This is a genomic window from Pseudomonas sp. NPDC089734 (assembly GCF_044748865.1).
Classification (GTDB): domain Bacteria; phylum Pseudomonadota; class Gammaproteobacteria; order Pseudomonadales; family Pseudomonadaceae; genus Aquipseudomonas.
The window spans coordinates 1-10,923 of sequence record NZ_JBIVGV010000035.1 but is presented as its reverse complement, the minus strand read 5'-3'; the positions used below and the strand labels follow the sequence as shown (position 1 = coordinate 10,923).

11 protein-coding genes, 4 tRNA genes and 1 rRNA gene are annotated in these 10,923 nt (G+C 54.0%); all 16 read right to left on the bottom strand.

What is annotated here, in order from left to right:
• On the bottom strand, positions 1 to 202 hold a 202-nt coding region (locus ACIPY9_RS24315), incomplete at its 3' end, for a hypothetical protein (RefSeq protein ID WP_400707732.1).
• A 64-nt stretch (positions 203 to 266) separates the two neighbouring features.
• Positions 267 to 4,340, bottom strand: coding sequence for a DNA-directed RNA polymerase subunit beta (gene rpoB / locus ACIPY9_RS24310; RefSeq protein WP_400707729.1), 4,074 nt, complete (start codon positions 4,338 to 4,340; stop codon positions 267 to 269).
• Positions 4,341 to 4,561: 221 nt separating this feature from the next.
• Positions 4,562 to 4,927, bottom strand: coding sequence for a 50S ribosomal protein L7/L12 (gene rplL, locus ACIPY9_RS24305; protein ID WP_400707726.1), 366 nt, complete (start codon positions 4,925 to 4,927; stop codon positions 4,562 to 4,564).
• Between the two features lie 78 nt (positions 4,928 to 5,005).
• Entirely contained in the window at positions 5,006 to 5,506 is a 501-nt protein-coding gene (gene rplJ, locus ACIPY9_RS24300) for a 50S ribosomal protein L10 (RefSeq protein WP_400707723.1), read from the bottom strand.
• 193 nt (positions 5,507 to 5,699) lie between these two features.
• Entirely contained in the window at positions 5,700 to 6,395 is a 696-nt protein-coding gene (gene rplA, locus ACIPY9_RS24295; protein WP_400707720.1) for a 50S ribosomal protein L1, read from the bottom strand.
• The gene (gene rplK / locus ACIPY9_RS24290) at positions 6,395 to 6,826 is read right to left on the bottom strand and encodes a 50S ribosomal protein L11 (protein ID WP_400707717.1); all 432 of its coding nucleotides are present in this window, start codon (positions 6,824 to 6,826) and stop codon (positions 6,395 to 6,397) included. Before rplK ends, rplA begins: the two co-directional genes overlap by 1 nt.
• A gap of 118 nt (positions 6,827 to 6,944) precedes the next feature.
• Positions 6,945 to 7,478 (bottom strand): transcription termination/antitermination protein NusG, encoded by a 534-nt coding sequence (gene nusG / locus ACIPY9_RS24285; RefSeq protein WP_025262062.1) that lies wholly within the window; start codon positions 7,476 to 7,478, stop codon positions 6,945 to 6,947.
• Positions 7,479 to 7,487: 9 nt separating this feature from the next.
• Positions 7,488 to 7,856: a preprotein translocase subunit SecE gene (gene secE / locus ACIPY9_RS24280; protein ID WP_400707714.1), complete on the bottom strand. Its 369-nt coding sequence runs from the start codon at positions 7,854 to 7,856 to the stop codon at positions 7,488 to 7,490.
• A 46-nt stretch (positions 7,857 to 7,902) separates the two neighbouring features.
• Positions 7,903 to 7,978 (bottom strand) — tRNA-Trp (locus tag ACIPY9_RS24275).
• Between the two features lie 164 nt (positions 7,979 to 8,142).
• A tRNA-Thr gene (locus ACIPY9_RS24270) sits at positions 8,143 to 8,218 on the bottom strand.
• A 26-nt stretch (positions 8,219 to 8,244) separates the two neighbouring features.
• A tRNA-Gly gene (locus ACIPY9_RS24265) sits at positions 8,245 to 8,318 on the bottom strand.
• A 25-nt stretch (positions 8,319 to 8,343) separates the two neighbouring features.
• Positions 8,344 to 8,428, bottom strand: a tRNA-Tyr gene (locus ACIPY9_RS24260).
• A gap of 142 nt (positions 8,429 to 8,570) precedes the next feature.
• Positions 8,571 to 8,999, bottom strand: coding sequence for a hypothetical protein (locus ACIPY9_RS24255; protein WP_400707711.1), 429 nt, complete (start codon positions 8,997 to 8,999; stop codon positions 8,571 to 8,573).
• A 7-nt stretch (positions 9,000 to 9,006) separates the two neighbouring features.
• Positions 9,007 to 9,756: a pantothenate kinase gene (locus tag ACIPY9_RS24250; RefSeq protein ID WP_400707708.1), complete on the bottom strand. Its 750-nt coding sequence runs from the start codon at positions 9,754 to 9,756 to the stop codon at positions 9,007 to 9,009.
• Positions 9,746 to 10,705 carry a bifunctional biotin--[acetyl-CoA-carboxylase] ligase/biotin operon repressor BirA gene (gene birA / locus ACIPY9_RS24245; RefSeq protein ID WP_400707705.1) on the bottom strand — a complete coding sequence of 320 codons (960 nt, stop codon included), beginning with the start codon at positions 10,703 to 10,705 and terminating at the stop codon, positions 9,746 to 9,748. The genes ACIPY9_RS24250 and birA overlap by 11 nt, the downstream gene beginning before the upstream one ends.
• A gap of 133 nt (positions 10,706 to 10,838) precedes the next feature.
• A 5S ribosomal RNA gene (gene rrf / locus ACIPY9_RS24240) occupies positions 10,839 to 10,923 on the bottom strand; the annotation flags it as partial.

The following is a 10,923-nucleotide window of genomic DNA, read 5'->3' as shown; positions in this document are numbered from 1 at the left end:
AATCCTTGACCGGGCCAAAGATCTTGGCGCAGAACAGGCCGTCACGCTCAGGCTTGAACGTACGGTAGTTGATGGTTTCCGGCTTTTTAACTTCACCGAACGACCACGAACGGATCATCTCAGGCGACGCGAGACCGATACGGATCGCGTCAAACTCTTCGACTTGACCCTGGTTTTTCAGCAAATTCAGTAGGTCTTTCAAGGCTTTCCCTCCTGGCGGAGCAGGGAGCAGGCCATATAGCCCTGCTCCCGATTCGCGTCACGTGTTATTCGGTTTCCAGATCGATATCGATACCGAGCGAACGGATTTCTTTGATCAACACGTTGAAGGACTCGGGCATGCCCGGCTCCATACGGTGATCGCCGTCCACGATGTTTTTGTACATCTTGGTACGACCGTTCACATCGTCCGACTTCACTGTGAGCATTTCTTGCAGAGTGTACGCAGCGCCGTATGCTTCCAGCGCCCACACTTCCATCTCCCCGAAACGCTGACCACCGAACTGCGCCTTACCACCCAGCGGCTGCTGGGTAACCAGGCTGTAAGAACCAGTGGAACGCGCGTGCATCTTGTCGTCCACCAAGTGGTTCAGTTTCAGCATGTACATGTAGCCAACGGTTACAGCGCGCTCAAACTTGTTGCCGGTACGACCGTCAAACAGTTGCATCTGGCCGCTTTCCGGCATGTCTGCCAGTTTGAGCATGGCCTTGATTTCACGCTCTTTCGCGCCGTCGAAGACCGGAGTAGCCATCGGAACGCCATTGCGAAGGTTCTTCGCGAGATCCAGTACTTCCTGATCGGACAGGTCTTCCAGGTTTTCCTGACGACCACCGATTTCGTTGTAGATCTCGTTGAGGAACTTGCGCAGTTCAGCAACTTTACGCTGTTCTTCCAGCATGCGGTTGATCTTCTCGCCCAGACCTTTGGCTGCGAGGCCCAGGTGAGTTTCGAGAATCTGACCAACGTTCATACGCGAAGGTACGCCCAACGGGTTAAGGACGATATCCACCGGCGTGCCATTGGCATCGTGCGGCATATCCTCAACCGGCATGATCACGGAGACCACACCTTTGTTACCGTGACGACCGGCCATCTTGTCGCCCGGCTGGATGCGACGACGAATTGCCAGGTAGACCTTGACGATTTTCAGAACGCCCGGAGCCAGGTCATCGCCTTGCTGCAGCTTGCGTTTCTTGTCTTCAAACTTGTCATCCAGCAGACGACGACGATCAACGATGTAAGCCTGAGCCTTCTCGAGCTGCTCGTTCAGAGCATCTTCAGCCATGCGCAGTTTGAACCACTGCCCATGCTCCAGACCGTCGAGGACTTCATCGGTGATTTCCTGACCTTTCTTCAGGCCGGCACCGCCTTCTACTACACGACCAACGAGCGCAGCACGCAGACGCTCGAAAGTAGCGCCTTCAACGATACGGAACTCTTCGTTCAGATCCTTGCGGATCTCGTCGAGCTGGGACTTCTCGATGGACAGAGCGCGAGCATCACGCTCAACACCGTCACGAGTGAAGACCTGAACGTCGATGACAGTACCTTTGGTACCGGTCGGTACACGCAGGGAGGTGTCTTTAACGTCGCTGGCTTTCTCACCGAAGATAGCGCGCAGCAGTTTTTCTTCCGGAGTCAGTTGGGTCTCGCCTTTCGGAGTGACCTTCCCGACCAGGATGTCGCCAGCACCGACTTCGGCACCCACATAAACAATACCGGCTTCGTCCAGCTTGTTCAGCGCAGCTTCACCCACGTTCGGGATGTCTGCGGTGATTTCCTCTGGGCCAAGCTTGGTGTCACGCGCCACACAGGTCAGTTCCTGGATGTGGATCGTGGTGAAACGGTCTTCCTGAACCACGCGCTCCGACAGACAGATGGAGTCTTCGAAGTTGAAGCCGTTCCAGGCCATGAACGCGATGCGCATGTTCTGACCCAGAGCCAATTCACCCATGTCGGTGGACGGGCCATCAGCCATGATGTCGCTACGCTGAACACGATCACCCTTGCTGACCAGCGGACGCTGGTTGATGCAGGTGTTCTGGTTCGAACGGGTGTACTTGGTCAGGTTGTAGATATCTACACCTGCTTCACCTGTTTCGACTTCGTCATCGGCAACGCGAACAACGATACGGCTGGCATCAACCGAGTCGATCACACCGCCGCGACGTGCCACGACGCAAACGCCGGAGTCACGAGCAACGTTGCGCTCCATACCGGTACCGACCAGCGGCTTGTCGGCACGCAGGGTTGGTACAGCCTGACGCTGCATGTTCGAACCCATCAACGCACGGTTGGCGTCGTCGTGCTCGAGGAACGGGATCAGGGAAGCAGCAACCGAAACTACCTGCTTGGGCGAAACGTCCATCAGGGTTACGTCGGCAGGGGCCTTGACGGTAAATTCGTTCAGGTGACGAACGGCAACCAGCTCGTCGATCAGTTCCTGCTTCTCGTTCATTGCAGCCGAAGCCTGTGCAATGACGTGGTCGGCTTCTTCGATCGCAGAGAGGAACACGATCTCGTCGGTGACCAGGCCTTCCTTCACAACGCGGTACGGGCTCTCAAGGAAACCATACTGGTTGGTACGGGCATAGGCGGCCAGGGAGTTGATCAGACCGATGTTAGGACCTTCCGGTGTTTCAATCGGACATACACGACCGTAGTGAGTCGGGTGTACGTCACGGACTTCAAAGCCGGCGCGCTCGCGAGTCAGACCGCCTGGGCCGAGAGCAGAAACACGACGCTTGTGAGTGATCTCGGAAAGCGGGTTGTTCTGGTCCATGAACTGGGAAAGCTGGCTGGAACCGAAGAACTCCTTGACTGCCGCTGCGACAGGCTTGGCGTTGATCAGGTCCTGAGGCATCAAGCCTTCGCTTTCTGCCATGGACAGACGTTCTTTGACAGCACGCTCGACACGAACCAGACCCACACGGAACTGGTTCTCGGCCATTTCGCCTACGCAACGAACACGGCGGTTACCGAGGTGGTCGATGTCATCGACAATGCCTTTGCCGTTACGGATGTCAACGAGGGTCTTGAGGACCGCAACGATGTCTTCCTTGCACAGAACGCCCGAACCTTCGATCTCGGTACGACCGATACGACGGTTGAACTTCATGCGGCCGACAGCGGACAGATCGTAGCGCTCAGGGCTGAAGAACAGGTTGTTGAACAACGTTTCAGCGGCATCCTTGGTCGGCGGCTCACCAGGACGCATCATGCGATAGATCTCGACCAGCGCTTCCAGTTGGTTGCCGGTGGAGTCGATCTTCAATGTGTCGGAAATGAACGGACCGCAATCGATGTCGTTGGTGTACAGCGTTTCGATCCGGACAACCTGAGCCTTGGCGATTTTCGCCAGGAGCTCGGTGTTCAGCTCGGTGTTGCATTCAGCAATGATTTCGCCAGTTGCCGGATGCACGATGACCTTGGCTGTAGTACGGCCCAGAACATAGTCCAGAGGCACGTCCAGCTCTTTGATACCGGCTTTTTCCAGCTGGTTGATGTGGCGAGCCGTAATACGACGGCCTTGCTCGACAATCACCTTGCCGTTTCCATCCTGGATATCCAGAACGGCAATTTCACCGCGCAGGCGTTGAGGCACCAGCTCCAGGCTCAGGCTCTCGCCACGGACATGGAAAACGTTGGTGGTGTAGAACGCCTCGAGCACTTGTTCGGTTGTGTAACCGAGAGCGCGCAGCAGTACGGAAGCGGGCAGCTTGCGACGACGGTCGATACGGACGAATACACAGTCTTTCGGATCGAACTCGAAGTCCAGCCACGAACCGCGGTAAGGAATGATGCGAGCGGAGTACAGCAGCTTGCCGGAGCTATGCGTCTTGCCACGGTCGTGGTCGAAGAATACGCCTGGCGAACGGTGAAGCTGGGACACGATTACACGCTCGGTACCGTTGATTACGAAGGTACCGTTCTCAGTCATCAGGGGGATTTCACCCATGTAGACTTCTTGCTCTTTGATGTCCTTGATCGCTTTGTTCGACGACTCTTTGTCGAAAATGATCAGACGGACCTTGACTCGCAGAGGTACAGCGTAAGTCACACCGCGCAGCACGCACTCTTTGACATCAAATGCCGGTTCGCCCAAGCGATAACCTACATACTCCAGCGCAGCATTGCCGGAGTAGCTGATGATCGGGAAAACGGATTTGAAGGCTGCATGCAGACCGACGTCGCGGAACTGATCTTTGGTCGCTCCCGCCTGCAGGAATTCGCGATACGAATCCAGCTGAATGGCCAGTAGATACGGCACATCCATTACGTCCGGCAACTTGCTAAAGTCCTTGCGGATACGTTTTTTCTCAGTATATGAGTAAGCCATCAGCGTTCCCCAGCTTGGTCACCTGCTTGTTTGGCTCCATCCCGACGGAAGCAGCCAGAAAATCGTGCAAACCCCTTGGTTTGCGCCACCCTTCTTGGTGGTACTTGCACGTTAGGAACGCTGGCAATGCCAATCGTCCGTAACGGAAAAAGGCCGGTGGCAAAAGCCACCAGCCATCAGCCTTTCGCTTAACGCTTGGGCTGGACGTTCAAAATCGATGCTTATTTCAGCTCGACTTTGGCGCCTGCTTCTTCCAGAGCAGCTTTGGCTTTGTCAGCAGCGTCTTTTGCTACTGCTTCCAGAACCATTGCTGGAGCGCCATCAACGACTGCCTTGGCTTCTTTCAGGCCCAGACCGGTCAGTTCACGAACTGCTTTAATAACGTTAACTTTCTTCTCGCCAGCGTCAGTCAGCATGACGTTGAATTCGGTTTGCTCTTCAACAGCAGCAACAGCAACAGCTGGACCAGCAGAAGCGGCAGCAGCAGTTACGCCGAATTTCTCTTCGAAAGCTTTGATCAGTTCAACAACCTGCAGAACGGACATCTCGGCTACGGCGTTGAGGATATCGTCTTGAGAGATAGACATGAATCTAATTCCTGAATTGGGGGACGGCCTACGCGACCATCGAAATAAACAAAAATACGCGAGAAAAAGAGCTCAGCCTTAAGCTGCAGCAGCTTCTTTCTGGTCGCGAACAGCCGCCAGAGTACGAGCCAATTTGCTGGTAGCGCCTTGAATCACGCTCATCAGCTGGGAAATTGCTTCGTCACGGGTCGGCAAGCTTGCCAGTACGTCGATCTGATTTGCTGCGAGGAACTTGCCCTCGAACGCAGCTGCCTTGATCTCGAACTTGTCCTGACCTTTAGCAAACTCTTTGAACAAACGCGCAGCAGCGCCAGGATGCTCATTGGAGAAAGCGATCAAGGTCGGGCCAGTGAACGCATCGTTGAGGACACTGTATTCAGTGTCAGCAACGGCGCGCTTGAGCAGGGTGTTACGTACGACACGTACGTAAACGCCAGCTTCACGGGCCTCTTTACGGAGTCCGGTCATCGCGCCAACTGTCACGCCACGGGCATCAGCCACGACAGCAGACAGAGCGACTTTGGCAGCCTCGTTGACTTCAGCGACGATGGCCTTCTTGTCTTCGAGTTTAATTGCCACGGGTTTAACTCCTGCTTGTTACCGTTTCATCTGGCCAGGGCCGGATGTCGTTTTGGTGTCTGATTCGGTAAGGAACCGGGAGCACCATCTGCGTAGGCTTGAGGTTTAAGGCTTTCGCCGCCTACGGTCTTGGATAGCCCCCGCCAGGCAGGGACCCCAATCTTTAGTAACACAAAAATGTGTTACGTCCGTCTTACGCGTCCAGAGAGCTCTGATCGATGACCAGACCTGGGCCCATAGTGGTGCTCAGGGTAACGCGCTTGACATAAATACCTTTCGAGGAAGCAGGCTTGATACGCTTGAGATCAGCGATCAGAGCTTCAACGTTTTCCTTCAGTTTGACAGCGTCGAAACCGACCTTGCCAACGGAAGTGTGGATGATGCCGTTTTTGTCGGTGCGATAACGAACCTGACCAGCCTTCGCGTTCTTGACGGCGCTAGCGACGTCAGGAGTAACGGTACCGACTTTAGGGTTAGGCATCAGGCCACGTGGACCCAGAACCTGACCCAATTGACCTACAACACGCATTGCATCAGGAGAAGCAATAACGACGTCATAGTTCAGATCGCCAGCTTTCATTTCAGCAGCCAGATCGTCCATACCAACGCGATCAGCACCGGCAGCCAGAGCTGCTTCAGCAGCAGGGCCTTGGGTGAAGACAGCAACACGTACGGTTTTACCGGTACCGTGCGGCAGAACAGTGGCGCTACGAACAACCTGGTCGGATTTACGAGGATCAACACCCAGGTTAACAGCAACGTCTACAGACTCGCTGAACTTGACGGTGGACAGCTCGGTCAGCAGAGCAGCAGCATCAACAAAGTTATAAACCTTGCCAGCTTCAAGCTTGCTAGCGATTGCCTTTTGACGCTTGGTCAACTTAGCCATTACACACCCTCCACGTTAAGGCCCATGCTACGAGCGGAACCGGCGATAGTACGCACGGCCGCTTCCATGTCAGCTGCAGTCAGATCCGCATTTTTTGCTTTAGCGATTTCTTCCAGCTGAGCACGAGTCACGGTGCCAACTTTAACGGTGTTCGGGCGAGCCGAGCCGCTGGTCAAACCTGCAGCTTTCTTCAGCAGAACCGAGGCAGGGGTACTTTTTGTTTCAAAAGTGAAGCTACGGTCGCTGTATACAGTGATGATCACTGGAGTCGGCAAGCCTGGCTCAAGACCCTGAGTACGGGCGTTGAATGCTTTACAGAATTCCATGATGTTCACACCGTGCTGACCCAGAGCAGGACCAACGGGTGGGCTTGGGTTAGCCTGAGCGGCCTTCACTTGCAGCTTGATGTACGCGGTTATCTTCTTGGCCATGAGGCACTCCAATTACGGGTTCAAACGCCAATCAAGGCTCCCCGGCTACTTACACGTATATCCCAGTGACGAAAAAACCCCACAGCCTTGGGCTGCGGGGTATGGGATTCCAGCTCAGTTATGCCTTTTCGACCTGACTGAACTCTAGCTCTACCGGAGTAGAACGACCGAAAATGAGCACTGCCACCTGGATGCGGCTCTTTTCGTAGTTAACTTCTTCGACCGTGCCGTTGAAATCAGCGAACGGACCATCGGTGACACGAACAACTTCACCCGGCTCGAACAATGTCTTCGGCTTCGGCTTATCGCTACCATCAGCAACACGACGCAGAATCGCTTCTGCTTCCTTGTCGGTGATTGGCGCAGGCTTATCAGCAGTACCACCAATAAAGCCCATCACGCGAGGAGTGTCCTTGACCAAGTGCCAAGTACCCTCATTCATTTCCATCTGGACAAGCACATAACCAGGGAAGAATTTACGCTCGCTTTTGCGCTTCTGGCCATTACGCATCTCAACCACTTCTTCAGTGGGAACCAGAATTTCGCCGAAGCCATCTTCCATGCCTGCCAGCTTCACACGCTCAATGAGAGAGCGCATAACATGCTTCTCGTAACCCGAGTAAGCATGCACTACGTACCAACGCTTAGCCACGGGACACCCTTAGCCAACTATCAAGGAAACAAGCCAGCCGAGCAGGGAATCAAGCCCCCACAACAGCAACGCCATTACAAGCACAACAGCCACCACAATCAATGTGGTCTGCGTGGTCTCTTGGCGAGTAGGCCATACGACTTTACGGATCTCTGCGCGGGCTTCTTTTGCGAGAACAAAAAATGCCTTGCCCTTGCCAGTCTGAAGAGCGACAAACGCAGCAACAGCAGCAATCACCAAAAGCACGAGAACGCGATACAGGATCGGTGAGGCCGAGTAATACTGATTACCGACAACACCCACGACAACCAGAGCGACTACCAAGAGCCACTTCAGCGAGTCAAAGCGAGAGTCTGATGCTTCAGCCTTGGGATTCATCTACGGAGATCCTGTGAAAAGAAAGCCAGATTACATCTAGGAAATCTGGCAGGTCAGGAGGGAATCGAACCCCCAACCTACGGTTTTGGAGACCGTCGCTCTGCCAATTGAGCTACTGACCTAAAACAAAATCAGGCCGACCATTATGCGGACCCGACAGAAGTTTTTCAACACCTTATTGAGCGTGCCAGCAAAGCACCGACAAACCCAAAGGCATTAGGCGAAACGCACTGAAAGCGCTACCACCTAAAATAAAGGCAGATATTTTCATATCTGCCTTTAACAATGGAGCTCTTGAGCGGATTTGAACCGCTGACCTCACCCTTACCAAGGGTGTGCTCTACCAACTGAGCTACAAGAGCGAAACACTTCGCATGAACCACAAACATGGAGCGGGTAGCGGGAATCGAACCCGCATCATCAGCTTGGAAGGCTGAGGTTCTACCACTAAACTATACCCGCGCAATTTTGCAGATCGCGCTAAATATGGTGGAGGGGGAAGGATTCGAACCTTCGAAGTCGTAGACGTCAGATTTACAGTCTGATCCCTTTGGCCGCTCGGGAACCCCTCCTAAGCGAGGCAGCATTCTCAACTCATGCTACCCTTCTGTCAACCTTTTTCTCATTAAAAACCTGAGGTTACATACGTTGACCACTATCGCATCGTTTGCGAGATTTACACCTCGCTGCGAAGCGGGCGCCATTCTATGCAAACTAATCGGCAGTTGCAATGCCTTCGCATGACATTATTTTGTTTTTTAATTGAGGAAAATCCTGGAGCATCTGATTGACTACGCCATCACCGACAAGACGTCGGCTTTCAGGAGCAATTTTAAGCCAGTAAGCGTTAACGCCCCCCGTAAGAAGGGGCTGAAACTGAGACTGTATATCCAGACTGTTAAGACGCTGCTCAACAGCCCGGGCATCCTCCTGGCGCACGAATCCCCCCAAGTAGAGGCAGCTGGTTTCGCCACCCTGCGAAGAGCGCCCCAGATCGGACTCGCTAAGCAACTGGATATCCTGCTGAGAAGCACGGTACAAAGACAAAGGAAGGACCTCTTTGGCACGAAGAGGAGCCTCCTGCTGATGCCAGATGTAATAAAAAGCATTCAGCATCAACAACAGAAGAAATAGCCAACGCATAAAAACCTCAGCGCAACGGACAGGCCAGAGCCAAGCCAACGAATACCAGATCAGGTACGACTCGAACACCAGGAATCACACTTTCGACCAACCCAGCATCACCGCCTGTAACAAAGACGCAAAAATCATCTTTCCAGTAGCTCCTGGCAAGCTCTACCTGCGTCAAGGCAAACCCCCTCAGCATCAAGGAGCAACCACGCTCAACCGCCTCTGAGGTCGCACGCCCGGGAACAAAGCTGACCAAGGCACGCTCGGCAGCAGCATCGTCATATCGGATACGCCGCGTATGAGTTCGCAACTGATTGCGCATCAACGGCATACCAGGGCATATAAAACCACCAAGATGCCGACCTTCTGCATCGACAAAGTCAGAGGTCACAGCAGTACCCAGATCAATGACCAGGCAAGCTTTACCGGCAACATGATAAGCCCCTACGACTGCGAGCCAGCGATCCAGGCCAAGCCGCTCGTAATCGTCATAGCCATTTGTAACGCCCGCCAGCTCCTGGGCAGGAGCCGCACAGACAGACTGGATAGAAAAGCCCTGGGCAAGGGCAGAAACCAGCTTTTCGGTCTCCTCCGGGCTACGGACACTGACCAGCCGACAAGCGCTCAATCTCAACCCTGAAAGCTGACTCAAATGCTCCAGCAGTGCCTCATCCGAATCAACGACACCACCCGCAAACAGCGATACCCCACCTACCCCTATGACACGCCACTTGATGAAGCTATTCCCACAGTCGAGTTCAAGTATCATCGCGTAACCTCAGGCTAAGCTCACCACCACTAAAGCTTCTCTCAGCACCATTCACATCCAGGCGCAACGCACCAAGCCCATCGATACCCAAGACAATACCCTCGACCACCTCTGCCCCCGAGAGCAATGTGACGGCACACCCCTGCCACAAATGCCCCTGCTCCCATTCAGCCTGAAAAGCCGCGAACCCACGTTCTTTATGCAAGAGCAACAAAGCCTCGAGCTTTTGACTCACACGAACAGCCAAATGATTCCGATCACAGAGAGCCCCCGTTTCAAGGCGCACGGATGTCCATGACTGATCCACATCTGCAGAAACCTGCATATTGACGTTGATTCCGATACCAATCACCACATGACACACATCCGCCGGATCACCAATCAATTCAAGAAGGATGCCTGCAATCTTGCGCCGCCCGACAAGAACATCATTAGGCCACTTAAGCCCTGCCCCCTTGACCCCCGAATCACGCAGAGCATGCATGACAGCCAGACCCACGAGGAGGCTAAGCCCCTCCAACTGACGCATCCCTCCGTCAATCCGCAGCGCCAGGCTGTAATACAGGTTTTCTCCAAAAGGACTCACCCATTTTCGGCCACGCCGCCCTCTACCTGCCGTTTGCCGCTCAGCCAACACCAGCATAGGCATAGACTCACCCGAACCGATCAGACGAACCGCCTCGGCATTCGTCGAATCGGTTGAGCTTGCGACATGGAGAGACCAGTCAGACGGGAGCTTCATTTCCGCGATAGCCGTCGGGGATAAAAGCGAGATGGGGGTTGCGAGCCTGTAACCACGGCCACGCACTTTATGAACCTCAACACCCAACTCAGCTTCAAGTTGTTGAAGCCTCTTCCAGACGGCACTTCGGCTAACACCCAGGACATCACCCAAAACCTGTCCAGAGTGGAACTCGCCATCAGCAAGGAGCTTTAACAAGGTCATCATGTAGATATCGCCTGACAATGAGGCACGCATGATAGCCACGCACGCCCATGATGCATAGGAAACGAATCAGAGTTTTTCAGAGGCGAAAAGACAAAACCCCAACTGCCTTCGCAGTTGGGGTTCCGCAAATGAATCTTGACGATGACCTACTCTCACATGGGGAAACCCCACACTACCATCGGCGATGCATCGTTTCACTGCTGAGTTCGGGATGGGAT